Here is a 24849-nt window from a genome sequence, read left to right as displayed (position 1 = left end):
TGCTTCAAACCCTGACCCAGGCAGCCGCCCGGATCCTCAGATAACGCTCTCCCAACCGGCGCTGAGGCGCATGGCCCCGTTGATGATGCCCACCATCGAATAGGTCTGCGGGAAGTTGCCCCACAATTCGCCCGTCGAGGGCGTCGTGTCCTCGGACAGAAGCCCGACGTGATTGCGGCACGAGAGCATGGTCTCGTAGATCTCGCGGGCCTCTTCCTTGCGGCCAATCCGGGCCAGGGCGTCGATGTACCAGAAGGTACAGATATTGAAGGCATTCTCCGGGGTGCCGAAATCATCCGCCGCGCGGTAGCGGAACAGATGATTACCCCGGCGCAGCTCCGCCCCGATCTTGTCGACCGTTGCGATGAAGCGCGGGTCTTTTGGCGGCAGAAACCCGACTTCCGCCATCAGAAGCAGGCTCGCATCCAGATCGGTCCCCTCGAAACTCTCGACAAAGGCGCCCTTCTCTTCGCTCCAGCCTCTTTCGCAGATGACCGCGTGGATCTTCTCAGCCCGCTCGCGCCAGTATCTCGCCCTGTCTTCCAGGGCAAAGTTCTGAGCGATGTTTGCGAGCCGGTCACACGCTGCCCAGCACATCAGGGAGGATGATGTATGAACGCGCGCGCGGGTTCGAAGTTCCCAAATTCCTGCATCCGGCTGGTCATGCATGGCAAATGCCCGCTCGCCGACCTGCTCGAGACGGCGGAAATCATCCAGTCCAGGCTGATGCAGCATGCGCTTGTCAAAGAAGGCCTGCGCGGCCCCAAGGACGATCTGGCCATAAACATCATGCTGGAAATGCTCATAGGCCTGGTTGCCGACCCGCACGGGGCCATTGCCGCGATAGCCCGGCAGATCGACGAATTCCTCGACCAGCTTTTCCTCAAGCCCGATGCCAAACAGCGGTTGGACGTGCCCGCCATGGGTCACCGCTGCAATGTTGTTCAGATAGCGCAGATAATTCTCCATCGTCTCCATTTCGGAGAGAGAGTTCAGGGCCCGCACCACGAAGAAGGCATCCCGGATCCAGCAATAGCGGTAGTCCCAGTTGCGCTCTGTTCCCGACGCTTCCGGAATGGAGGTGGTAGCGGCCGCGATGATGGCGCCCGTTTCCTCATAGGTGCAGAGTTTAAGCGTGATCGCCGCCCGGATCACCGCCTCCTGATATTCCAGCGGCAACCCCAGACGCCGGGTCCAATGGCGCCACTGAACTTCCGTGCTTTCCTCGAAATCACGGCACAGGCGTTCCGGGTTGTCTGTCAGGGATTCATCCGGCCCAAGATAGAACGACATCGGCCCGTCCAGCAGAAACGGCGTTTCGTTCCGCACATAGGTGACCGACCCGTTGGTCGTCAGGCGCAGGGTCTGGCCGTTGCCGACCCAGCGCAAATGGTTCGATCCATAGGTCTGGTCGGGAACCCGCTGCCCCCAGGCAAAGCGCGGACGGCAACGAACCCGGATACGCGGGTGGCCGGACAACGGGCGCACCCTGCGCACGATAGCTGTTGGCCGGAACATGCGCCCCTTGGCCATGAACCTCGGGCAGAAGTCCGTAATCTCGATGGCGTTTCCCTCGTCATCGAAGATCCGGGTCCGCACGATGGCAGTGTTCGGCACATATTCCTGTTCGGATCGCACGGCGCCATTCAGCTCGATCGAGAATGCGCCGTCCCCCTCTTCGCCCCGCGTTCCGAGAATGGAATGAAAGACCGGCTCACCATCAAACCTTGGCAGGCAGCACCAGACCAGAGAGCCCATCTTGTCGACCAGCGCATTGATCGAGCAGTTGCCGATCATCGCTAGGTCCAGCGAGCTCTGTATTTTCACAGGCGGCGTCCACACCATGTTCTCAAGTCTCCTGCGGCTGTCTTTCATCCATCATTGCGTCCCGTCCGGCCTGCAGCCATTCCAGAACAGCGGTCACATTTGCCAGGCGGAAACCCGCACAGGTTGGCCCTTCCCCGACCTTGATGCCGAACCCGCCTGCGGCAATGGCGGCGGAAAGGCCATCTTCGTCGGTCACATCATCACCGATGAAAACGGGCCTGCGCCCCGCAAAGGGAGGCTCTTCCATGAAGTCCCGCAGGGCAGTGCCCTTGTCGCGCCCCTTCGGCTTGGCCTCGGCGACCATCTTTCCATGGACCATATGCAGATCCGGCAGCAGGCTGAGGGTCCGGGTCAGGAAATCGATGACGTCCCCTTCAAGATCAGGCACGGACCTGTAATGAAGCGCGAGCGCCGGACCTTTGTCTTCAAGGGAAACGCCGCGCTCCAGCAGGCCTGACCCGGCAATATGATGGGCAAGGCGCGTGATCTGATTGTCCGGCGGCGAGGAGACGATCTCTCCTCCCGGCGCGTCGCGCTGCTCAAGACCATGAAGCCCGGCCGCGGGCAATCGCACAGGCTGCAAGAAGGAATCGACCTGCACGATCGGGCGGCCGGTCACAACTGCGACGGCACCATCCAGCAGGCCTTGCAGATCCAGAAGGACATCAGAGAGGGCAGGATCGACGTGAACGTCTTGCGGGCGGGGCGCAAGCTCAACCAGGGTTCCGTCGAAGTCGAGAAACAGAGCCATGTCCGGCTCGAGGTGCGGCAATTCCGTCATGTTTCTATTTTTAGGGCCCGGCCGGACCCGAAAAAAGACCTTGAAGCGGAAATTGCTGGCACTGGCTGCCGAAATTGGCAGCAAACACGGCCTTTTGCGTGAAAAGGCGAAGCGCCCGCGCACCAATGAGGCGCGCGGGCGAAAGCATCAGACGTAGCGATTGACCACGTTTTCCAGGAATTCCTGGCGGCCGGAGCGCGGCTCCGGATTGATGTTGTCGCGTTCGACGCGTGCAGCGATGTCCTCGAGCGAATATTCGCCCTTCAGCATCTTCTGGGCTTCTGCGCTGTTCCAGCCGGCATAGCGCTCGTCCAGCGGCTTCTGCAGAGCGCCATCTTCGATCATCTTTGCCGCAGCCTTCAGACCGCGCGCGCAGCAATCCATACCGCCGATGTGACCATGCAGCAGGTCTTCCGCATCCAGCGACTGACGGCGCAGCTTGGCATCGAAGTTGGTGCCGCCGGTGGTGAACCCGCCAGCCTTCAGAACCTGGTAATAGGCCAGAGCCATTTCCGGCACGTTGTTCGGGAACTGGTCCGTATCCCAGCCCGACTGATAGTCGTTCCGGTTCATGTCGATGGAGCCGAAGATACCGAGCGTAGATGCCATGGCCAGTTCGTGTTCGAAGGTGTGACCGGCCAGGATCGCGTGACCCTGTTCGATGTTCATCTTCACTTCGTTTTCCAGGCCGTACTTCTTCAGGAAGCCGTAGACGGTCGCGACGTCATAGTCGTACTGGTGCTTGGTCGGCTCCTGCGGCTTCGGCTCGACCAGGATCGCGCCCTTGAAACCGATCTTGTGCTTGTAGTCGACCACCATGTGCAGCATGCGCGCCATCTGGTCGAACTCGCGGGTCAGATCCGTGTTGAGCAGGGTTTCATAGCCCTCACGGCCGCCCCACAGAACATAGTTCTCGCCGCCCAGCTTCAGGGTCGCGTCCATGCAGGTCTTGATGGTCGCAGCCGAATAGGCGAACACATCCGGATCCGGGTTGGTGGAAGCGCCAGACATGAAGCGGCGGTTGGAGAAGAGGTTGGCAGTGCCCCAGAGCAGCTTGACGCCGGTCTCTTCCTGCTTCTGAGCGAAATAATCGACGATTTCGTTCAGGTTGCGGGTGTTTTCTGCAAAGGTCTCCCCTTCCGGACGTACATCGGCATCATGGAAGCAGTAGTAAGGAGCGCCAAGCAGGCTGAACATTTCAAAGGCCACATCGGCCTTCAGCTTGGCCTTAGCCATGCCATCGCCATACCAGGGACGGTCGAAGGTGCGGCCGCCGAAGGGGTCGCCGCCTTCCCAGGCAAGGGTGTGCCAATAGGCAACGGCAAAGCGCAGGTGCTCTTCCATCCGCTTGCCGAGGACGATTTCATCCGGGTTGTAGAAGCGGAAAGCCAGCGGGTTGGTGCTGTCCGGGCCTTCATACTTGATCTTGGCAATGTCGCCGAAAAATCCGGTGCTCATGGATATCTCCTTAGAAGCCGGCCTGTTTCAGGGCCGGATAGAGGGTGCGCCAGCGGGCATGAGCGTCGCCGTAGGCACGTGTCAGGGTTGGATTGGGTTCGATGCTGAGACGCATCGGAGGCTGGGCGAAAACACCGTCGAGACTGCCGGTTGCAGCGGCCTGTCCAAGGCGGGCAGCCCCCAGCGAAGCGCCGAAGTCGCCATCTGCTGGAACATCGACCACCACATTCAGAAGGCTGGCGATGATTTCCAGCCAGACGGTGGAGCGGGAACCGCCACCGACGGCGGTCACCCGTTCCACGCGGGTTCCTGCAACGGCCAGGGCGTCCATGCAATCCTTCAGCGCAAAAGCCACCCCATCCAGAACCGCATGGGTCAGGCTGGAAGCTTCCGTGCCGTGGGAGATGCCATAGAAGCCGGCGCGAATGCCGACATCATTGTGCGGTGTCCGCTCACCACCGAGATAGGGCAGGAACAGAACATCGGAGGGTCCGGAGACCGATCCCAGTGCGCCCGTCAGGGCAGACGGGGTCTGGCCAAGGGTGCCTGCCAGCCAGTTGAGACTATCGGTCGCCGACAGGATCACGCCCATCTGGTGCCAGGTGTCCGGCACGGCGTGACAGAAGGCATGAACCGCATTGTCGACATTCGGCGAGAACCGGTCGTTGGAGACGAACAGAACGCCCGACGTGCCGAGGGAAACGAAACCCGTGCCCGGCGCAATGGCGCCGACGCCACAGGCAGAAGCCGCATTGTCGCCGCCGCCACCGGCAACCACCGGTGCACCGGCAAAACCCCAGCGGCTGCACAGCTCCGGACGCACGGTTCCGGAGGCTTCCGAGCCTTCGACGAGACGCGGCATGTGATCGCGCGTCAGTCCCGTAGCCGCCAGCAGAGGCTCCGACCAATCGCGCTTGGCAACATCCAGCCAGAGGGTTCCTGCGCTATCGGACATGTCGCCCGCATGTTCACCCGTCAGTTTCAGCCGGACATAATCCTTGGGCAGCAGCACCTTGGCCGTTTTGGCGAAGATGTCCGGCTCGTTCTCACGCACCCATTGCAGTTTCGGCGCGGTGAATCCCGGCATGACGCGGTTGCCGCCGAGCGACAGGAACTTCGGCTCACGCTCTTCCAGATCAGTGCACTGGGCGGCTGAGCGGCCGTCGTTCCACAAGATACAAGGGCGGAGCGGCTTGTCGTCGGCGCCAAGAAGGGTCGCGCCATGCATATGGCCGGACAGACCGATGCCCTTGACCGCCGCCATTTCCGCCGGTTTGGCAGCTGCCAGCTCGTCCATGGCCGCTTCGCAAGCGGTCCACCAGCTCTCCGGATCCTGCTCGGACCAGGAGGCATGCGGCCGCTGAACGGTCAAACCGGACGAAGCCTGGGCAATCAGCTTCTGGTTTTCATCCAGAAGGATCGCCTTGACCGAACTCGTCCCAATATCGAGACCGATAAACATGAGGTACGCCCCTCAACTCAGATCATAAAAAGGTGCCGGTGGAGGCCACCGGCACCGGTTGCTTTTCCGCTTCCTGACAGCGCACGTCAAGCGCTGTCAGGAATAACCATGTCAGCCCGCGAGCGCATCATCGGTCAGCGCGCCGGGTCCCGGAGTTGCGCCCGGGGGACACTTGCCCAGAATGATCATGCCGAGAACATCATCATCGGTGACATCGGTCGTCTTTGCCGTGCCGACCAGCTGGCCGTTCTTCATCACGGCAATCCGGTCACAGAGCTTGAAGACGTCGTGGATGTCATGGCTGATCAGGAAGATGCCGAGACCCTGCTTCTTCAGTTCCTCGATCAGTTCCGCCACCATCTGGGTTTCATGAACCCCGAGAGCAGCCGTCGGCTCATCCATGATCAGGATGCGGGCGTTGAAGTAGACCGCACGGGCGATCGCAACGGACTGGCGCTGACCGCCAGACAGAGCCTTCACCGGCGCGTGGAACTTTTTGAAGTTCGGATTGAGCCGGCCCATGATCTTTCGGGTTTCCGCTTCCATGCGGTCGTCATCGACGAAGCCCAGCGGCGTCGTCAGCTCACGACCGAGGAACAGGTTCGACGCCGCATCGAGGTTATCGGCCAGAGCAAGCGTCTGGTAGATCGTCTCGATATTGTAGGAGCGGGCGTCCCGCGGACTGTGGATCGTGGCAGGCTTGCCATCGATCAGGATCTCGCCGCTGTCCTGGCGGTAGGCGCCGGACAGGATCTTGATCAGGGTCGACTTGCCGGCACCGTTGTGACCCAGAAGGCCAACAACTTCACCCGGAAACAGATCGACGGAGACGTGATCGACAGCGTGCACCCCACCAAAGGAGATGCAGATGTCTTTCATTTCGACCAGGGGAGTTGTCATAGGATCAGGCTCCCGTGCGCTTGCGATAGATGATGTCGATGAAGACGGCGACGACCAGAACGATGCCAACGACGATGTTCTGGAGAGGCGCATCAACGCCGACCATGGCCATGCCGGACTGGAGGGACTGCATGATCAGGGCCCCGAGAATGGCGCCATAGATCGTGCCGACACCGCCTGCGAGCGCCGTTCCGCCAATCACGGCAGCAGCGATCACACGCAGTTCGTCCAGGGTTCCGATGTCATTGGTCGAGAAGCCGAGACGGGCAGCCGCAACAGCACCGGCCAGGGCACAGAGGCCACCCATCAGGGCAAAGACCTTGACCGTGAGGAACCGGGTATTGATGCCGGACAGCTCGGCTGCATCCGGGTTGCCGCCGGTTGCGAAGATGTAGCGGCCAAGCCGGGTCCGCTGGGCAACCACCGTCATGACAACGGCAATCGCGATCAGGAGCAGCACCGAATAGGGAATGCCGTAGCCCAAGGTGTAGCCATCGGGCATGGTCTCGCCCCGGGCTTCAAAGATGCGGGCCAGCTTGTTGGTCGGGATCTCGTAGGCATTGAGAACAGCCACGAAGCCAAGAATGGCGGCCGACATCAGGCCGGCAAGGGTGAGCTCTGCCCAGAAGGGCTTGATCGGGAAGCCGTGGGACTGCTTGCGCCGGCGCGAGACGAATTGCAGGGCAATCACCGCTGCGGTGGCCAGCAGGCCGACGATCCAGGACGCTGTCGTGCCGAGCGTGCCGTCGATGCCGCCGATCTTGCCGAAGGTTTCGTCGAGCGGGCCAATCGTCTGGCCATCGGTGATGAACCAGGCCACGTTCCGCCAGACCAGCAGGCCGCCCAGCGTCACGATGAATGCCGGAATGCCGAGATAACCGACCATCCAGCCCTGGAAAGCACCAATGACGACGCCGACGATCACACCGGCCAGAATGGCCAGGATCCAGATCGCCGGGTGTCCGAGCCCGATCATGGAAGGAAGAATCTGCGTCTGCACAACGGCCATGACAGCCGCAACAGTCGCCAGAAGCGAGCCGACAGACAGGTCGATGTGACGGGTGACGATGATGAAGACCATGCCGGTTGCCATGATGGCGACAGACACTGTCTGGATCGTCAGGTTGAAGATATTGCGCGGTGTCAGAAACCGGCCATCCGTGAACACGTTGAACACCAGGCAGAGCACGACAAATGCGCCAATCATCCCAAGAAGGCGCGTATCGAGCTGCAAGGCGGAAAAGAAATTACGTGCCGTCGGGGCCTTCGACCCGGACAGGGCGTCATCGGACATCGGGAAACTCCTGTTTGGAGACCAGTCGCACGCTCTTCGGTCCGGGTAATCATCTCCGGACGGCCTGCCGCAAATTGGTCCATCGGTCAGGCCAGGTGCCCCGCCCCGGCTTCAAGCCGGGACGGGATTGCGTGCTTTTATTATTAGTTGCAAGGAGCCGGGCCGTTGGAAACGCCCTGGCAGAGTGCGTCCTTCGTGATCCAGCCTGCATCAACAACAACGCTGAGGTTGTCCTTGGTGACCGGGATCGGCTTCAGGAAGCGAGCGGTCAGCTCGGTGCCGGACGGAGACGTCCAGGAACCTGCACCGTCCACATCGGCAAGCTTGGCGCCGCCAGCCAGAGCGACGGCGATTTCACCGGCGGTCTTGCCCAGTTCCCGAGCGTCTTTCCAGACGGACACGGTCTGGGTGCCCTTGGCAACGCGGTTCAGAGCAGCGTGGTCGCCGTCCTGACCGGAAACCGGAATGCCTTCCATGCCCTGTGCAGCCAGAGCAGCCACAGCACCGCCGGCGGTGCCGTCGTTGGAAGCCACGACAGCGTCGACCTTGTTGTCGTTCGCGGTCAGGATCTGTTCCATGTTGCGCTGAGCGTTGGCCGGCAGCCAGCCATCGGTGTAGGCTTCAGCAACGATCTTGACCTTGCCTGCGTCGATTGCCGGCTGCAGGACTTCCTGCTGGCCGCCACGCAGGAAGTCTGCGTTCGGGTCAGTCGGGGAGCCCTTGATCATGACGTAGTTGCCTTCCGGCTTGGCAGCCAGAACAGCAGCAGCCTGCATGCGGCCGACTTCCACGTTGTCAAAGGTCAGGTAGAAAGCGCGCGGATCTTCGATCAGGCGGTCATAACCGACGACCGGGATGCCTTCATCGGCTGCAGCCTGGATAGCCGGGCCAATGGCCTGGGAATCCTGTGCCAGAATGATCAGCGCGGTTGCGCCCTGTGCGATCAGGGCTTCGATATCGGACAGCTGCTTTGCAGAAGAGCTCTGAGCGTCAGCGGAAATGTACTTTGCGCCGGCAGCTTCAAGCGCGCCCTTGATTGCGGCTTCGTCGGTCTTCCAGCGTTCTTCCTGGAAATTCGACCAGCTCACGCCGACAACGACATCGGCTGCATGAGCGGCATTGATGGCGGTAGCGGACATCAGCGCGCCAGCCAGCACGGAAGCAATCTTGTGCATGTGTGTTTCCTCCTGAGGACCCGGCTCCTTTTTTCCCGCCAGATCCCGAAATTACCATCCCAAGGGCATTTGCCCCAACTTGAGCGTCTTGATCTTATTTTTTTTGTTGCCCGAAAAAAAGTTGCTCTAAAGCGCGGCTCCTGTCAACATGGATTTCATAAGCAAGTGATCCGCAGGGCTTCGAGGCCTGCTGAATCCTGCAAGAAGCCGCAAAGACGGCCTGGTGAGGAAATTTCTTGAGGGGCAACCGGAAGGATGACGAAGAAGGCGGATCGGGATCAGATCCGGCGGCAGAACCGAAGCATTATTCTTCAGACCCTGCGCCGAAATGGCCCGCTGGCCCGTATCGATCTTGGCCAGATCACCAGACTTAGTCCCGCGACGGTCACGGCCATCACGTCGGATCTGCTCGACCAGGGATTGATCGAAGGCATCGAAAGCGAAGAGCCGAAAGCGCATCTGAGCCGCGGCCGTCCGCGCTCCTTGCTGCAGCTCAATCCGGATGCCGCATGCGTGCTTGGCATCCGCCTTTCGGTCAATGCCATCGACATCGCCCTTGCCAATTTCAGCGGCGAGACTGTACGCACCTCCAGCATCGCCTTCGACAGCTCGGCGGCCGATCACGAGAATTTCCCGGAAGTTCTGATCGCTGCGATCCGCAAGTTTATTGCCGAAGCTGGTCTTGCCGAGAAGAAGATCAAGGAAATCGGCGTCGCGGCCCAGGGCGTCGTTGAGCTCAGCAGCGGCTGCGTGGTCTGGAGTCCGGCCTTCAGTGGCCAGAATATCCCGATTGTCGAACCCTTGCAGGCGGCCTTCAATGCCCGCTGCCTTTTGTCCAACGACACCAACATGATCACCGAGGCGCTGCACTGGTCCGATCCGGGCACCTATAGCGGCACCTTTGCCGTGGTGATGCTCGATTACGGTGTCGGCATGGGCCTTTATCTCGACAACAAGCTGTTTGCAGGTGCCAGCGGCAAGGCCGCAGAATTCGGCCATGCCAACCACGTGCCGGGCGGAGCGCTGTGCCGCTGTGGCAAACGTGGCTGCATGGAAGCCTATCTGTCGGATTATGCGCTTGTGCGGGCCGCGTCCCACCTGCCAGAAACCACCGATCCCGATGATGTGGAAGCTGGCGTTGCCGGTCTTGCGGCCCTGATTACCAAGGCACAGCAGGGCGAGGAGCCCGCACTGGAGGCTTTCGCCAAGGCAGGCCGGGTGCTGGGCTATGGCCTTGCCCGGTTGCTGGCGATTATCGACCCAAGCCGCATCGTGCTGACGGGCGCGGCCATGCGGGCCTTCAGCTTCATGGAAAAGGGAATGGAAGAAGGGCTGGAAGAAGCCCTTGTTGCCGATCTGCGGCAAAATTTCGTGATCGATGTCATGCCTTGGGAAGAGGACTTCATCCGCCGCGGGCTGATTGCCCAGGCGATGGAGCGGCTCGACATCGGTTATTCCGGCAGCCAGAAGCCAAAGCGGGCGGCGCCAGCAGAGACGGAAAGAGCATCAGCGGGGGAGTAGTGATCGTGCGGAAAGTCCTGTTCTCTTCGGCAATCTTTCTCAGTCTTTCGGGCACAATCGTCCTTGCCGATGAGGACAGGCCCGGTGCAGCACCCTACCCCTGGGACGAGACCGTCGTCCGGGAATTGGATTTTGACACGACGGCAAGCCGTGGCCCTGACGCCACGCAGGACCTGATCGACCTGGGCCAGCGCCTGTTTGAAGGCAAGTTCACCGTGAAGGAAGGGGCGGGACGCCCGGAAGCCACCCAGGCCATCGTCCCGACCAAGCGCCGCCGTCCGTCGCAAACCATGTTCCAGCGCATGGCCGGCCTTGACGCCAACGCTTGCTCCTCCTGCCACAACGTCCCCTTTTCCGGTGGGGCGGGCGATTTCACCGCCAATGTCTTTGTCTCGGAAGGATTCGAGAGCGCGGATTTCGACACATCCGACCCTCAGTTCTCGAACGAGCGCGGCACCAACTCCATGTTCGGTGCCGGATTGATCGAGCTTCTCGCCCGGGAAATGACCGCCGACCTGCGCGCCCAGCGCAGTGAAGCTCTCAAGAAGGCACGGGCAGACGGCGCGCCGGTCACTCAGGCGCTTGAGACCAAAGGCGTTCCTTTCGGCAAGCTGATCGCTCATCCGGACGGGTCCCTGGATGTCTCCGGGGTGGAAGGCATCGATCACGACCTGACGCTTCGCCCCTTCAGCCAGAAGGGGGTCTTCGCGTCCCTGCGCCAGTTCACCGTCAACGCCATGAACCAGCATCACGGTATGGAAGCCGAGGAACGTTTCGGCACGCAATGGACAGGAACTGCCGATTTCGACGGCGATGAGGTGGAAGATGAGTTGAGCCGGGGACAGATCTCCGCGCTGGTCGCCTGGCAGGCGACACTGCCTGCCCCCGGGCGCAAAAAAGATCTGCCGGCAGTCTGGCAGGACGCGGCGGCCAAGGGCGAAGAGCTCTTCGCCAGGACCGGCTGCACCGAATGTCACAGGCATTCTCTGCCGCTGGACAGCCTGACCTTCCTCGATCCCGGACCCTATGAGGGGGCAGGAACCCTGCGCCCAACCGATGTCAAAACCCCGATAGCCATCGATTTTTCCAGATTTGACTGGGTCAAGGCTCTGCCGCGCGACGAAAAGGGGCGGGTTCTGGTCCCGCTTTTCGGCGACCTCAAGCGCCACCGGATAGCGGATGCCGCCCGCGACACGCTGGGCAATGAACTTCTGAGCCAGCGGTTCGTTGACCGTGACGTGTTTCTGACAGCGGAACTTTGGGGCATCGGAAGCACTGCCCCATACGGCCATCGAGGCGACCTGACAACGCTGGATGAAGTCATCGAAGCCCATGGCGGCGAGGCAACCGAGGCTCGCAAGACTTATTCCGCTCTGGACGAAGGGGACAAGCAGTCCATCATCGCCTTCCTGCGCAGCCTGGAGATCACCCAATGAGCCATCTGCGCAAAGTCACCACCAAAGTCATCACAACACTCACGGCTAGCGCGTTTCTCGCGGGCACGAGCCTTGGGCTTCACGCTGAAGAACGCCGCGCCTCGCTGGCACCGGTGCCGCATTTTGTGGAAGAGGCGGCAAGTGCCGGCATCTCCCACACCTATGACGGCCCCTGGGAGTTTTTCGTCGGAGGCGGCGTCGCGATATTCGATTGCAACGGCGACCGCAGACCGGACCTCTTCATGGCCGGCGGCAAGAACCCGGCAAGCCTTTATGTGAACCAGAGCCCGACCGGGGGAGCCCTCACCTTCAAGGCGCAGGACACTGGCCTTGGCGACCGCCTCGGCACAGGCGTCACCGGTGCCTATCCGCTGGACTTCGACAATGACGGCAAGATGGATCTGGCCGTCCTGCGTCTTGGGGAGAACCTCCTGTTGAAAGGCCTGGGGGAATGCCGGTTCGAGACTGCCAACCGTTCCCTCGCCTTTGATGGCGGCAAGGAATGGACGACGGCTTTCTCCGCCCTCTGGGAACAAGGCGCAGCCTTCCCGACCCTCGCCTTCGGCAATTATGTGGACCGCTCTGCGCCGGGGTCGCCCTGGGGCACCTGTCACGACAATTTCCTCTTCCGGCCACAAGGAACCGCAACAGATCGCCCGGATTATTCGGAAGCCGCACGTTTGAGCCCCGGCTACTGCGCCCTTTCCATGCTTTTCACCGACTGGAACCGCTCGGGCGAACCTTCCTTGCGGATCTCCAACGACCGGCAATACTACCGGGGCGGGGAAGAACAGCTCTGGGCCCTGCCTGCGGATCGCCCCGCCCGGGCTTACCGCCGGGCCGACGGCTGGCGTCACCTGAAGATCTGGGGCATGGGTATCGCGTCTATCGACCTGGATGTGGACGGCTATCCGGAATTTGCCCTCACCAGCATGGGCGACACCAAACTTCAGACCCTTGATGACGAAGCGGATGAGACCGTGCCGGTCTACCGGGACATCGCCTTCGAAAAGGGCGTTACGGCGCACAGACCCTATACGGGCACGGACCTGCGTCCTTCCACCGGCTGGCATTCGGAGTTCCAGGATGTCAACAACGACAGCCTCTGGGACCTGTTCATCGCCAAGGGCAATGTGGAGGCCATGCCGGATTTCGCGGCCTATGACCCGGACAATCTGCTGCTTGGCCAATGGGACAACACCTTCGTTGAAACCGGCGACCAGTCGGGAATTGCCCTGGAACGCCGCGGACGTGGCGCAGGTCTGGCGGATTTCAACATGGACGGCCTGCTTGATCTGGTGGTCGTGAACCGCTCCGGCCCGGCCAGCCTGTTCCGGAACACGGGCGCAGGCACGGCCGAAACGCCCCGTCCGCTCGGCAATTGGCTCGCCGTCGAAATCCAGCAACCGAAAATGGCCAATCTCAATGGGGTCGGCGCCAAGGTCAGCGTCAAGATCGGGACGAAGACCATCGTCCGGGACGTGCAGATCGGCGGCGGCCACGCTTCTGGCCAGAGCACGTTCCTGCATTTCGGCCTCGGCGTTTCGGAACGCGCACAGGTGCGGGTCCGCTGGCCGGACGGGGACTGGAGCCACAGCTACCGGGTCTTCGCCAACACCCATGTCATCATCGACCGTGGCGCAGAAAGCGCAAGGCTCTGGTACCCGGAATAAGTCACGCGCCTAACCTGAGGTCACCCCGGGCGAGCATCGCGAGACCCGGGGCCTACTCATTTCCAGAGCAATGCGGTGGATTTGCGCCAAGCTCGCACTCCATCTGTTCGTCTCTGCAAGTGAGCAGGTCCCGGATCTCCACTTCGCTGCGTCCGGGCTGACACTTCAAGATCGCCCGGGTTCCAATTCCATTCCGCCCCGGCAGGCTCCGCTTTACCGCTCCTGACAGCGTTGCAATGCCCATTTTCGGGCTGTGCTGCAATTTTAATCAATCAGCATCCAAACAGTAACGCGCTGAATTTAATCAGCTTTATTTCTTGAATAAAAACATCAAGTTATTTTGGCTTACAAAAATATTTGACTAACTGTTCAAATTTTTCTTCCATGTCCAGGACAGCTTCTTCGCCAAAAAGAAAGAAGCGTCTGAATCGACATCGCCATTTGATCCGGAGGTCATTATGACCGAGACGACAGCCGCTCCCGACATTGCTGCGGGGCGCTTGCCCAAGGACTCATACGCCGAGCAGTTCAGCGATCTTCACCCGCTTCTGGACACCCATGAAGCCTATGTGGAAGCGGATCGCTGCTACTTCTGCTATGATGCCCCCTGCATGCAGGCCTGCCCGACCAGCATCGACATTCCCCAGTTCATCCGCCAGATTTCGACCGGCAACCCGACCGGTTCCGCCCGCACCATCTTCGAACAGAACATTCTCGGCGGCATGTGCGCCCGCGTCTGCCCGACCGAAACCCTGTGCGAACAGGTCTGCGTGCGCAACGAGGCAGAAGGCAAGCCGGTCAAGATCGGCCAGCTTCAACGCTTTGCCACTGACCACTACATGTCGACCCACGAGACGACCCCGTTCACCCGGGCACCGTCCACCGGCAAGAAAATCGCTGTAATCGGCGCCGGCCCGGCGGGTCTGTCCTGTGCGCACCGGCTGGCCGTCCATGGACATGATGTCACCCTGTTCGATGCCCGCGAAAAGCTCGGCGGCCTCAACGAATTCGGCATCGCCTCCTACAAGTCCGTTGATGATTTCGCCGCGCGCGAAGTGGAATTCATCCTGAGCATCGGTGGCATTGACGTGCAGACGGGCAAGCGGCTCGGCACGGATCTCAATCTGGCGGATCTTCAGGCGGATTATGATGCCGTCTTCCTCAGCATCGGCCTTGGCGGTGTCAACGCTCTGGGTCTTGCCGGGGAAACCAAGGACGGCGTTCTGGATGCGGTCGATTATATCTCCGACCTGCGTCAGGCCGACGATCTGTCCGCCTTGCCGGTTGGCCGCCGCGTGGTCGTCATCGGCGGCGGCATGACCGCAGTCGACATTGCGGTTCAGACCAAACTGCTGGGTGCGGAGGACGTCACCATCGCCTACCGCCGCGGCCAGGACCGGATGAATGCCAGCGAATACGAACAGCATCTGGCCCAGACCAACGGGGTCAAGATCCTGACCCACGTCCAGCCGCATGCGCTGGTCGGGGCAAATGGCAGCATCACTGCGATCGAACTGGAAAAGACCCAGTCCGGCGACGATGGCAGCCTGTCCGGAACGGGTGAAGTCATCACGCTTCCCGCCGACATGGTGTTCAAGGCTGTTGGCCAGACACTGGTCAAGGAAGACCTGAATGGATCAGCCGGCAAGATTGTCATCGAGAGAGGCAAGATTGTTGTCGATGAAGACCGCAAGACCAGCCTGGCCAAAGTTTGGGCCGGCGGGGACTGCGTGCTGGGCGGAGAGGATCTGACCGTGGCTGCCGTTGAAGACGGCAAAGTCGCGGCGGAAGCCATTCACCGTTCCCTTTCTGTCTGAGGCGGAGAACCCATCATGGCTGATCTGAGAAGCAATTTTGTCGGCATCAAATCGCCGAACCCGTTCTGGCTCGCTTCCGCGCCGCCGACGGACAAGGAATATAACGTGGTCCGCGCCTATAAGGCCGGATGGGGCGGCGTGGTCTGGAAGACCCTTGGCGACGGAATGCCGGTCGTCAATGTGAACGGCCCGCGCTACGGCGCCATTCACGGCAAGGACCGGCAGCTGCTGGGCCTCAACAACATCGAGTTGATCACCGACCGTCCGCTGGAGCTGAACCTTCAGGAAATCAAGCGGGTGAAGCGCGACTGGAAGGACCGGGCACTGGTCGTGTCCCTGATGGTGCCCTGCGAGGAGCAGAACTGGATCGACATCCTGAAGCAGGTGGAAGACACCGAGGCAGATGGCGTCGAGCTGAACTTCGGCTGTCCCCATGGCATGAGCGAACGCGGCATGGGCTCGGCTGTCGGCCAGGTGCCGGAATATATCGAGATGGTCACCCGCTGGTGCAAGATGCACACGCGCATGCCCGTCATCGTGAAGCTGACGCCGAACATCACTGACATCCGCAAGCCTGCGGAAGCCGCTCATGCGGGCGGCGCAGATGCGGTCTCTCTCATCAACACGATCAACTCCATCGTCTCCGTCGATCTGGACACCATGGCGCCGAGCCCGACCATTGACGGCAAGGGCGCCCATGGCGGCTATTGCGGCCCGGCGGTCAAGCCGATCGCCCTCAACATGGTGGCCGAAATCGCCCGCAATCCGATCACCCGCGACCTGCCGATCTCCGGTATTGGCGGCGTGACCACCTGGCGCGATGCGGCAGAGTTCCTGGCTCTGGGAGCAGGCACCGTGCAGGTCTGCACGGCCGCCATGACCTATGGCTTCAAGGTCGTGGAGGACATGATCGAAGGCCTGAGCGACTGGATGGACAGCGCCGGCTATACGAGCATCGATCAGGTGACAGGCCGGGCAGTTCCCAACTGCTCCGACTGGCAGCACCTGAACCTCAACTACATTGCCAAGGCAAAGATCGATCAGGACCTCTGCATCAAATGCGGCCGGTGCCACATTGCCTGCGAGGACACATCCCACCAGGCGATCACCAACATGGTCGACGGTATGCGCAAGTTCGAGGTCATCGACGAGGAATGCGTCGGCTGTAACCTGTGCGTCAGCGTCTGCCCGGTGCAGGATTGCATCACCATGGAAGCGATGACCCCGGGCGAAACCGATCCGCGCACCGGCAAGAAGGTTGAAGAAGCCTACGCCAACTGGACGACCCATCCGAACAACCCGATGGCGCAGGTCGCTGCCGAGTAAGGCCGAAAGGGTCAGAAGAAACATTCGGGGCGCCGGTACTGATCAGGATCGCCGCCCCGAATTCACCGCCCCCGCATTACCACTCTGCGATCACCCTTTCCGGGCTCCGATCAGACCCAGGTCAACCTCGGGCGTCAGTTCGATTGCCTCTCCGCCTGCGGGCTTGCCATCCAGCGCGGAGCAGATGATTTCCGCAGCCTTGCGGCCGATTTCCCGGCGCGGAGTGCGGACAGTGGCGATACGCCCGGGAAACCCCGAGGCAATGCTCAATCCATTAAAGCCCGCCAGCGCCACCTTGCCCGGCACGGCTATTCCTGCCTCCAGACAATAGAACAAACCACCAGCGGCCACGTCGTCGTTGGAAAAATAGATACAGTCGACATCCGGCGCCTTTTTCAGAAGCTGCTCGGTCAGGAGCCGCCCAGCGCCAATGGATGAAAGCTCGAAGGCTTCGACCTCTTCGACAAAATCCAGCCCGTTCTGGATCAGGGCCCGCTGGAAGCCAATCCGGCGTTTGGCGGCGCGCACGTCCATTGTCAGGGCACAGCCAGCATAGCCGAACTTCCGCAGCCCTGCCGCGATCAGAGCCTGCGCAATCTCTTCCCCGGCCCGGATATGGGAGAAACCGACACAGGCATCCACCGGCTCGCCGTCAATGTCCATGATCTGCACGACCGGGATTTCGGCATTCTCCAGAAGCCGGCGGGTTGCCTCCGGAAGATCCAGCCCGGTGACGATCAGTCCTGCCGGCTGCCAGGACAGCATGTTGCGGATGATGTCATATTCCTTGTCCGGGTCGTAATCCGTGACGCCGAACACCGGCTGCATGCCACTGCCTGCGATGCCTTCCGAAATGCCGGACAGCACCTGTGCAAAAACGATGTTTGCAAGGTTCGGCACCACGACACCAATCAGATCCGAGCGCTGGCTGGACAGGGACGCCGCCAGAAAATTGCCGACATAGCCCAGCTCCTGCGCCGCTTGACGGACACGGGCGATATTGGCCTTGGACACGTCCCGAACCCCTCTCAAGGCTCTCGACGCGGTCATCTTGCTGACCCCTGCTGCAGCGGCCACATCGGCCAAAGTTGCTTTTTTCTTCATGAACTTCCTGCGGAAGCACGCCCCTGTTTTCACCTTGGATCAGAATTGCTGCATAGCCTGAAAGCAGCAGGAACCCCAACGGAAACTCTCCAGCATCACGGTTGACACCCGTATTTCCCCGTTGCTACTGATATGGATACCGGTACCGATACCAGTCAATCTTGCAGGCAGGACGGCAGCCGCGTCAACCCGATCTTCAACCGGAAGAGGAGCCGGTCGGAGAGAATGGGTCAAATCGCATTGGCCTGAGAGGCGCTCGCGGCTCAAGGGCAACTTGGGAGGAATGAGAATGACCGGACTTTTGAGGAAATCACTTTTTGGAGGACTTCTGCTGACCGCTGCTCTGGCGGTTCCTGCGCAGGCTCAGGAATACCAGTGGACCTTCCAGACGTCGGCGCAGGCCGGGGACAATTTCTTCCCTTATGAGCAGGAATGGGCTGCCCGGGTGAAGACCATGAGCGGCGGCCGCATCGACATCACCGTCGTACCTGTCGGCACGGTCGTGGCCCACAACGAGACCCTGGAAGCTGTCGGTTCGGGCATCCTGCAGGGCCAGCTTTCCGACCCGTCCTATTTCTCGGGCAAAGACCCGGCATTTGCCATGCTCGGCAACCTCGTCGGCGCCTGGTCTGATCCCCAGCAGATGTTCAACTACATCAACTACGGCGGCGGCAAGGCCCTGTTCAACGAGCTGATGAACCCCTATGGGGTCCAGTTCCTCGGCGCGTCCTCGACCGGCGTTGAATCCTTCCTGTCCGCCAAGCCGATCAATGGAGTCGAAGACCTCAAGGGCATCAAGATGCGCGCACCGGAAGGCATGGTGCAGGAAGTCTTCGCAGCCGCAGGCGCTGCACCGGTGAACCTGCCGGGTTCGGAAGTCTACACCTCGCTAGAAAAGGGCGTGATCGACGCTGCCGACTACACGGTCTTCTCGACCAACCACGCCCAAGGCATGCACAAGTTCGCGAAATATCCGCTCTATCCGGGTTTCCACTCCATGCCGGTGATGGACGTGTCCATGACCAAGGAAATCTATGATGGCCTGCCGGACGACCTGAAGGAAATCCTTGCCGTTTCCGTGCGTGACTTCGCCCAGGACATGGTCGCACGGCTGAAGCAGGAAGACATGAAGGCTGTGGCGGAAGCCAATGCCGATCCGAACATCACCGTCATCAACTGGTCTGACGAGGAACGCGCCAAGTTCCGCGCCATTGCGAAAACCCAGTGGGCCCAATGGGCCGACCGGTCGGAAATGGCCCGCAAGGCTTATGACAGTGTGACCGCTTACCTGGTCTCTGCCGGTCTCCTCGTGAAGGAATAATCCGCAGTTTGCCAAGGGCGGGAGCGCTTGCGCCCCTGCCCTTTCGCATCAAGACGGCACTGATCAGACTGCGGAAAGGGATAACAATGGCTTCCAAGGCAGCCAACATGTCCGGCGCAATGCCTGCAAATGGACCTTACTTCGGATCGGGCAACGGAATGGACGAGCAGCTGGACGCCCTCAAGCGCGCCCATGCGGATGAGGCGGGCGGACCGCAAAACGCACTCGACCGGGGCATCCTGAGCACCGGCACCTTCGTCTGTTTCCTCTTTGCCCTGGCAACCCTGATTTCCCTTTATGAAATCGTGGTCCGCTACGGCTTCAATGCACCGACGATCTGGGCTCATGAAAGCGTCATCGCGCTGATCGCCGTCTGCTACCTCTATGGTGGCATGCAGTGCCTGGCCGGGGACAAGCACATCCGCATCGGCCTGATCTATTTCGGCACCAAGGGCGGCACCCGGCGGCTCCTGGATTTCGTCAATTCCCTGATGGGACTGTTTTTCGCCATCGCGATTGCCTATGCCGCCTTCACCATGGTCCAGAAGGCCTGGTGGACGCCCCAGGGCGACTTCCGGCTGGAGCGGTCAGGATCGGCCTGGAACCCGATCACCCCGGCGCTGATCAAGATGGCGCTGCTGATCACCTCTTCCGTTCTGGCAGCCCAGTCTCTCGGGCATATCTGGACCGCCCTGCGGGGCACGGGTTTCCGCCACCAGTCGGGTGACCCTGTCAGCAAGCTGGCCGTGCTCAGCATCATCGTCGTCATGGGCCTGCTGATTGCTGGCGGCGCCTACCTCTTCACCTATGGCAAGTCCATCGGCATCGAGACCGGGTCCTTGCTGCTGGTCGGCAGCATCATGGTGATGATCCTGACCGGCATTCCACTCGCCTTCGTTACCGGCTTGATTGCCATCGTCTTCACTCTGGCCTGGTTCGGCCCCATGGGCGTTCCATTGGTGTCCAGCCGCATCTACAGCTTCGTCAGCGAATATGTGCTGGTGGCCATCCCGATGTTCGTGCTGATGGCGTCCCTGCTGGACCGCTCCGGCATGGCCCGCGACCTTTATGACGCCATGCGTCTGCTGGCAGGGCGGATCAAGGGTGGCGTCGCCATCCAGACCCTGATCGCAGCCGTGTTCCTTGCCGCGATCTCCGGCATCATCGGCGGGGAAATCGTGCTTCTCGGGCTCATCGCCCTGCCCCAGATGCTGCGCCTTGGCTACAACCGTGCCCTCGCCATCGGCACGGTTTGCGCAGGCGGCTCTCTCGGCACCATGATCCCGCCATCGATCGTGCTGATCGTCTATGGCCTGACTTCCAGCGTTTCGATCGGCGACCTGTTCCTGGCAACGGTCATTCCGGGTCTACTGCTGGCCACGTTCTACATCATCTACATCTTCACCCGCTGCACCCTGGACCCGTCCATGGGCCCGCCCGTGGACCAGGCCGAACTGGACATGCCCTTCCGCGAGAAACTCTCGAAGCTCAAGGGTGTCTTCCTTCCGGTCGGTGTTGCAGTTCTGGTTCTGGGCTCGATCTATGGCGGTATTGCCTCGGTAACCGAAGCGGCTGCCATGGGCGTTGTCGGCGTGTTCCTCGCGGCCCTGATCCGCCGGGAAGTCACCTGGGCGCTGATCCGCGACAGCCTGCAGCAGACACTCGACACCTGCGGCATGATCATCTGGATCGGCCTTGGCGCTGCCGCGCTCGTGGGTGTCTACAATCTGATGGGCGGCAACCGGTTCATCGAAGGCACCATTCTCAATTCCGGCGCCTCGCCCATGGTGATCATCCTGATCATGATGGCGATCCTGATCGTGCTTGGCCTCTTCATGGACTGGATCGGCATTGCCCTGCTGACCATGCCGATCTTCGTTCCCATCGTGGTCAAACTGGGCATGGATCCGGTCTGGTTTGGCATTCTCTTCGCGATGAACATGCAGGTCAGCTATCTGTCCCCGCCCTTCGGGCCAGCGGCCTTCTACCTGAAGTCCGTCGCTCCGAAGGACATGACCCTGTCCGAAATCTTCCGGGCCCTTGTGCCCTTCATCCTGATCCAGCTCCTTGCCCTGGGCATTGTCCTCTTCAATCCGGACATCGCTCTCTGGCTGCCGCGCTGGGTACAAGGCAACTGACAGACCAGCCCCAACAAAGCCGGGAGTTTGCAAGCGTGAACAAGAACATTGGCGTCATCGGCCTCGGCTCCATGGGGTTCGGCATGGCCACGTCCCTCGTCAGAGCCGGACACAGGGTCTGGGGTGCGGATGTGAATGCAGAGCGGGTTGAGGCGCTTGCCCTCAAAGGCGGAAATCCCGCCCCGCTCCCGGAGGCGGCGCACGATCTCGACATCCTGGTGGTCGTGGTCCTGAACGCCGATCAGACGCGGGAGGTTCTTTTCGGCAAAACCGGGATTGCCGGCCAATTGAAACCGGGCACGGTGGTCATCTCCTGCGCGACCGTCGCGCCGGAGTTTGCCCGTGAAATGGCGGAGCTCTGCGCTGCCAAGGGGCTGCACTATCTGGATGCCCCCATTTCCGGCGGATCGGTGAAAGCGGCAGAAGGCCGCCTCTCGATCATGGCCTCGGGAACTCCGGAGGCCTTTTCCACCGCACAGCCCGCTCTGAACGCAATGGCTGAGACAGTCTTCGAGCTTGGAGAGACACCCGGCTCAGGATCGGCTATGAAAGCAGTGAATCAACTTCTTGCCGGGGTTCATATTGCAACCATGGCAGAAGCGATTACCTTCGGCATGACCCAAGGGATTACTCCGGAACAGATTCTGGATGTGATTCCGAAATGCGCAGGGACATCTTGGATGTTTGAGAACCGGGCCCCCCATATCGTGGCGGGCGACTATACGCCTCATTCTTCCGTAAATATTTGGCCGAAGGATTTGGGCATCGTGCTCGACATTGCCCGCAGTGCCCGCTTTTCCGCTCCTGTGACCGCAGCCGCCCTGCAGCAGTTTCTGGCTGCTGCCGGATCTGGCCTCGGCCATGAGGACGACGCGGCCGTGGCCAAAGTCTATGCCCGCAATGCCGGGATCAGCCTGCCAGACCCTTCCTCAGCCCAGACCAGGGAAAGAGAATGATACTTGGAGCAATTGGCGACGATTTCACCGGATCGTCGGATCTTGGACTGACGCTCGCCCAGGGCGGAATGCGAACCGTTCAATATGTCGGCGTTCCGGACAAACCGGCCGCAGCCGATGTGGACGCCGGGATCATTGCTCTCAAGACACGTTCCATTCCTGCCGCCGAAGCTGTCCGGCAATCCCTGGATGCCCTGCACTGGCTTCAGGACCAGGGCTGCAAGCAGATCATCTTCAAATATTGCTCCACATTCGACAGCACTCCTGAAGGCAATATCGGTCCGGTGATCGAAGCCTTGATCGACGCGCTGGAAACCGATGCGCCGGTGATCGTCTGCCCCGCCTTTCCGGCAACCGGCAGGACCGTCTATCAGGGGCACCTTTTTGTGCAGGACCGGCTCCTGTCTGAATCCGGCATGGAAAATCACCCGCTCACGCCGATGACGGATCCGGATCTGCGCCGGGTCCTCGCCCTTCAGACCAAACGGCCGATCGGGCACCTGCCTCTTGCCGCCCTTCATGCCGGCCTTGCCCGCAAGACCTTGCTTGATGAGGCTGAAGCCGGGCGGCAGATCATCGTCTGCGACGCCGTCAGCAACTCCGACCTGCTTGTCCTGGGAGAGGCAGCACGCGGATTTCCGCTTGTCACCGGCGGATCAGGCATCGGTCTGGGATTGCCTTCCGTTCTTCAGGCCAATGCGAAGGACAAGTCCAGCTGGTCCGGCGTCTCTGGTCCCGCGCTTGCGCTCTCCGGTTCCTGCTCCACCGCAACGCGCAACCAGATTGCAGCCCACAAGGCGGCAGGGGGCGCCCAGCGCAAGGTGGAAGTGGACGAGATCATCGAGGGTCTCCGACCGGAAGACCTGCTCGACTGGGCGAAAGACAACAAGCCCCTTCCCCTGATCTACAGCTCCGATGACCCGCAAGCCGTGAAAGCCGCACAAAGCCGGTTTGGCCAGGCCCGGTGCGCGGAAGCCGTGGAAGGCTTCTTTGCCGCGCTGGCAAGCCAGGCCATCGACCGCGGCTTCACCCGGCTGATCTCTGCGGGCGGCGAGACATCCGGCGCCGTGGTCGGAGCCATTGACGCAACAGCTCTCGCCATCGGTCCTATGATTGACCCCGGCGTGCCCGCGCTCAAGCTCGAAGGCCGCAAGGTCGCCCTGGCGCTCAAGTCCGGCAACTTCGGTTCCGAAGACTTCTTCTTCAAGGCGGCACAGGTTCTGGAGGGACGATGAGCCCGGAAACCCGGCTTCGCGAAGACATCTGCCTGCTCGCCAAGTCCCTGTTTGACCGGGGACTGACCGGCGGCTCCTCCGGCAACATTTCCGCGCGGCTGGAAGATGGTTCGCTGCTCGTAACCCCAACCGGTTCTTCTCTTGGACGGCTGGACCCAGCACGGCTCAGTCATTTCTCCAGGGAGGGAAGACTGCTCTCCGGCGATCCTCCGACCAAGGAAATGCCGCTTCACACGGCCTTCTATGACACACGGACGCAGACCGGAGCGGTGGTGCATCTGCATTCCTGCCACTCGGTCGCACTCTCCATGCTGCCGGATACAGATCCAGACAATGTGCTACCGCCCTTGACCCCTTACGGGATCATGAAATTGGGCAAGGTGAAACTGCTTCCCGTCTTTCTTCCCGGCGACCCGGCCATGGGCGAAGCGGTGCGGGGCCTTGCCGGCAAGCGCTCCGCTGTGCTTCTGGCAAATCACGGCCCGGTCGTCGCAGGCAAGGATGTCGAAGCTGCGGTCTACGCCATCGAGGAACTGGAAGAAACCGCAAGGCTCGCGCTTCTGACCCGTGGCCTGTCGCCGCGGTTGCTCACGCAAGATCACATCGAGCGGCTGGTGAAGACCTTCAATGTGGAGTGGGACGCATGAGCACGGCTTACAGGTTTTCCGCCAACACCGGGTTCCTCTGGAAAGACCGGCCCTTTCTGGACCGGATCCTGGCGGCGAAGGCTGCGGGCTTTGATGCCGTCGAGTTTCATGATGAAGGCCAGCTTTCGGACCGCGCTGCTCTGAAAGACGTGCTGGTCAGGACAGGTCTTTCCGTGCGCGGCCTGAATGTCCGCATGGCAGAGACATCTGGCTGCGCTGCCATTCCGGGCATGGAGGACCAGGCCCGTCAGGATATTCTGAGCGCCATCGACCTGGCCGAGGATATCGGCGCGAAAGCCATTCATGTGCTTTCCGGCAAGACCCAGGATCCGGCGGCCAGAGACACTTTGCTGACGGCGCTTGAGTTTGCGTCATCCCAGACGGACAAGACCCTGCTTCTGGAGCCCCTGTGCCATGCCAGGGCGCCCGGCTATTTCCTGCGCCACATTTCGCAGGCGGCCAGCCTGATTGCAGATGCCGGGCGGCCCAATGTGAAGATCATGTTCGATTGCTTCCACATTCAGGCAGAGACCGGCGATGTCGCTGGCAGCTACCGGACCTACAAGAATCTGGTCGGACACATCCAGATCGCGTCTTATCCGGACCGGTCAGAGCCAGAGGGTGGAGAACTCGACTATCACACCTTGCTGCCGGGCTTTCTTGCCGAAGGCTACGAGGGTTATTTCGGTTGCGAATACACTCCGGCAGCCGGCACCGATGCCGGACTTGGCTGGCGTGACAGGCTCGCCTGACGCCTGACCCGTTTCCCGCTGGCTCC

The 24849-nt window shown here is 61.1% G+C and carries 19 protein-coding genes; 11 read left to right on the top strand and 8 right to left on the bottom strand.

Translation table 11 applies throughout. The features are described from left to right. Positions 1-36: 36 nt before the first annotated feature. From BUA94_RS00215 to xylF, 7 genes are all read right to left on the bottom strand, one after another. A complete protein-coding gene (locus BUA94_RS00215) occupies positions 37-1845 on the bottom strand; it encodes a glycoside hydrolase family 15 protein (protein ID WP_073007247.1) in 1809 nt (602 codons plus the stop codon). Positions 1846-1849: 4 nt separating this feature from the next. After that, positions 1850-2608, bottom strand: coding sequence for a trehalose-phosphatase (otsB, locus tag BUA94_RS00210; protein ID WP_073007244.1), 759 nt, complete (start codon positions 2606-2608; stop codon positions 1850-1852). A 147-nt stretch (positions 2609-2755) separates the two neighbouring features. After that, positions 2756-4066 (bottom strand): xylose isomerase, encoded by a 1311-nt coding sequence (xylA, locus tag BUA94_RS00205; RefSeq protein ID WP_073007241.1) that lies wholly within the window; start codon positions 4064-4066, stop codon positions 2756-2758. 10 nt (positions 4067-4076) lie between these two features. Next, entirely contained in the window at positions 4077-5528 is a 1452-nt protein-coding gene (xylB, locus tag BUA94_RS00200; RefSeq protein ID WP_073007239.1) for a xylulokinase, read from the bottom strand. Between the two features lie 111 nt (positions 5529-5639). Further along, positions 5640-6407 carry an ATP-binding cassette domain-containing protein gene (locus BUA94_RS00195; protein WP_073010552.1) on the bottom strand — a complete coding sequence of 256 codons (768 nt, stop codon included), beginning with the start codon at positions 6405-6407 and terminating at the stop codon, positions 5640-5642. Positions 6408-6432: 25 nt separating this feature from the next. Next, positions 6433-7722, bottom strand: a complete 1290-nt coding sequence (locus BUA94_RS00190; RefSeq protein ID WP_073007236.1) for a sugar ABC transporter permease — start codon at positions 7720-7722, stop codon at positions 6433-6435. A 143-nt stretch (positions 7723-7865) separates the two neighbouring features. Next, positions 7866-8897: a D-xylose ABC transporter substrate-binding protein gene (gene xylF, locus BUA94_RS00185; protein ID WP_073007235.1), complete on the bottom strand. Its 1032-nt coding sequence runs from the start codon at positions 8895-8897 to the stop codon at positions 7866-7868. Positions 8898-9152: 255 nt separating this feature from the next. Between xylF and BUA94_RS00180 the strand changes: the two genes are divergently transcribed. The 5 genes from BUA94_RS00180 (at position 9153) to preA (ending at position 16670) form a co-directional block, all read left to right on the top strand. Continuing rightward, positions 9153-10418 carry an ROK family transcriptional regulator gene (locus tag BUA94_RS00180; protein ID WP_073007234.1) on the top strand — a complete coding sequence of 422 codons (1266 nt, stop codon included), beginning with the start codon at positions 9153-9155 and terminating at the stop codon, positions 10416-10418. Positions 10419-10423: 5 nt separating this feature from the next. Next, a complete protein-coding gene (locus BUA94_RS00175; RefSeq protein WP_073010550.1) occupies positions 10424-11854 on the top strand; it encodes a di-heme oxidoredictase family protein in 1431 nt (476 codons plus the stop codon). Continuing rightward, positions 11851-13527 carry a CRTAC1 family protein gene (locus BUA94_RS00170; RefSeq protein ID WP_073007233.1) on the top strand — a complete coding sequence of 559 codons (1677 nt, stop codon included), beginning with the start codon at positions 11851-11853 and terminating at the stop codon, positions 13525-13527. The genes BUA94_RS00175 and BUA94_RS00170 overlap by 4 nt, the downstream gene beginning before the upstream one ends. Positions 13528-13985: 458 nt before the next feature. After that, positions 13986-15344, top strand: coding sequence for an NAD(P)-dependent oxidoreductase (locus BUA94_RS00165; RefSeq protein WP_073007231.1), 1359 nt, complete (start codon positions 13986-13988; stop codon positions 15342-15344). 15 nt (positions 15345-15359) lie between these two features. Beyond that, entirely contained in the window at positions 15360-16670 is a 1311-nt protein-coding gene (gene preA, locus BUA94_RS00160) for an NAD-dependent dihydropyrimidine dehydrogenase subunit PreA (RefSeq protein ID WP_073007229.1), read from the top strand. 90 nt (positions 16671-16760) lie between these two features. Here preA and BUA94_RS00155 read toward each other — a convergent pair whose 3' ends face one another. After that, the gene (locus BUA94_RS00155) at positions 16761-17774 is read right to left on the bottom strand and encodes a LacI family DNA-binding transcriptional regulator (RefSeq protein WP_073007228.1); all 1014 of its coding nucleotides are present in this window, start codon (positions 17772-17774) and stop codon (positions 16761-16763) included. 289 nt (positions 17775-18063) lie between these two features. Here BUA94_RS00155 and BUA94_RS00150 point away from each other — a divergent pair, with 289 nt between their 5' ends. The 6 genes from BUA94_RS00150 to BUA94_RS00125 all read left to right on the top strand — a co-directional run bounded on the left by BUA94_RS00150 (position 18064) and on the right by BUA94_RS00125 (position 24823). Continuing rightward, positions 18064-19095, top strand: coding sequence for a TRAP transporter substrate-binding protein (locus BUA94_RS00150; protein WP_208979929.1), 1032 nt, complete (start codon positions 18064-18066; stop codon positions 19093-19095). A gap of 86 nt (positions 19096-19181) precedes the next feature. Beyond that, positions 19182-21233 (top strand): TRAP transporter large permease subunit, encoded by a 2052-nt coding sequence (locus BUA94_RS00145; protein ID WP_208979928.1) that lies wholly within the window; start codon positions 19182-19184, stop codon positions 21231-21233. Further along, a complete protein-coding gene (ltnD, locus tag BUA94_RS00140) occupies positions 21230-22189 on the top strand; it encodes an L-threonate dehydrogenase (RefSeq protein ID WP_073010543.1) in 960 nt (319 codons plus the stop codon). Before BUA94_RS00145 ends, ltnD begins: the two co-directional genes overlap by 4 nt. After that, on the top strand, positions 22186-23424 hold the full coding sequence (gene otnK, locus BUA94_RS00135; protein ID WP_073007224.1) for a 3-oxo-tetronate kinase: 1239 nt from the start codon (positions 22186-22188) through the stop codon (positions 23422-23424). Before ltnD ends, otnK begins: the two co-directional genes overlap by 4 nt. Continuing rightward, positions 23421-24071 carry a 3-oxo-tetronate 4-phosphate decarboxylase gene (gene otnC / locus BUA94_RS00130; protein ID WP_073007223.1) on the top strand — a complete coding sequence of 217 codons (651 nt, stop codon included), beginning with the start codon at positions 23421-23423 and terminating at the stop codon, positions 24069-24071. The genes otnK and otnC overlap by 4 nt, the downstream gene beginning before the upstream one ends. Continuing rightward, a complete protein-coding gene (locus BUA94_RS00125) occupies positions 24068-24823 on the top strand; it encodes a hydroxypyruvate isomerase family protein (protein ID WP_073007221.1) in 756 nt (251 codons plus the stop codon). The genes otnC and BUA94_RS00125 overlap by 4 nt, the downstream gene beginning before the upstream one ends. The last annotated feature ends 26 nt before the right edge of the window (positions 24824-24849 follow it).

It is taken from the genome of Roseibium suaedae (assembly GCF_900142725.1).
In the GTDB taxonomy this organism is placed as follows: domain Bacteria; phylum Pseudomonadota; class Alphaproteobacteria; order Rhizobiales; family Stappiaceae; genus Roseibium; species Roseibium suaedae.
This window is presented reverse-complemented; position numbering and strand designations above follow the sequence as displayed.

What these genes read in the sequence shown, in the direction of transcription:
- BUA94_RS00215 (WP_073007247.1), bottom strand. Translation starts at nt 1,845, where the DNA reads ATGGTGTGGACGCCGCCTGTGAAAATACAGAGCTCGCTGGACCTAGCG.
- otsB (WP_073007244.1), bottom strand. Translation starts at nt 2,608, where the DNA reads ATGACGGAATTGCCGCACCTCGAGCCGGACATGGCTCTGTTTCTCGAC.
- xylA (WP_073007241.1), bottom strand. Translation starts at nt 4,066, where the DNA reads ATGAGCACCGGATTTTTCGGCGACATTGCCAAGATCAAGTATGAAGGC.
- xylB (WP_073007239.1), bottom strand. Translation starts at nt 5,528, where the DNA reads ATGTTTATCGGTCTCGATATTGGGACGAGTTCGGTCAAGGCGATCCTT.
- BUA94_RS00195 (WP_073010552.1), bottom strand. Translation starts at nt 6,407, where the DNA reads ATGAAAGACATCTGCATCTCCTTTGGTGGGGTGCACGCTGTCGATCAC.
- BUA94_RS00190 (WP_073007236.1), bottom strand. Translation starts at nt 7,722, where the DNA reads ATGTCCGATGACGCCCTGTCCGGGTCGAAGGCCCCGACGGCACGTAAT.
- xylF (WP_073007235.1), bottom strand. Translation starts at nt 8,897, where the DNA reads ATGCACAAGATTGCTTCCGTGCTGGCTGGCGCGCTGATGTCCGCTACC.
- BUA94_RS00180 (WP_073007234.1), top strand. Translation starts at nt 9,153, where the DNA reads ATGACGAAGAAGGCGGATCGGGATCAGATCCGGCGGCAGAACCGAAGC.
- BUA94_RS00170 (WP_073007233.1), top strand. Translation starts at nt 11,851, where the DNA reads ATGAGCCATCTGCGCAAAGTCACCACCAAAGTCATCACAACACTCACG.
- BUA94_RS00165 (WP_073007231.1), top strand. Translation starts at nt 13,986, where the DNA reads ATGACCGAGACGACAGCCGCTCCCGACATTGCTGCGGGGCGCTTGCCC.
- preA (WP_073007229.1), top strand. Translation starts at nt 15,360, where the DNA reads ATGGCTGATCTGAGAAGCAATTTTGTCGGCATCAAATCGCCGAACCCG.
- BUA94_RS00155 (WP_073007228.1), bottom strand. Translation starts at nt 17,774, where the DNA reads ATGAAGAAAAAAGCAACTTTGGCCGATGTGGCCGCTGCAGCAGGGGTC.
- BUA94_RS00150 (WP_208979929.1), top strand. Translation starts at nt 18,064, where the DNA reads ATGACCGGACTTTTGAGGAAATCACTTTTTGGAGGACTTCTGCTGACC.
- BUA94_RS00145 (WP_208979928.1), top strand. Translation starts at nt 19,182, where the DNA reads ATGGCTTCCAAGGCAGCCAACATGTCCGGCGCAATGCCTGCAAATGGA.
- otnK (WP_073007224.1), top strand. Translation starts at nt 22,186, where the DNA reads ATGATACTTGGAGCAATTGGCGACGATTTCACCGGATCGTCGGATCTT.
- otnC (WP_073007223.1), top strand. Translation starts at nt 23,421, where the DNA reads ATGAGCCCGGAAACCCGGCTTCGCGAAGACATCTGCCTGCTCGCCAAG.
- BUA94_RS00125 (WP_073007221.1), top strand. Translation starts at nt 24,068, where the DNA reads ATGAGCACGGCTTACAGGTTTTCCGCCAACACCGGGTTCCTCTGGAAA.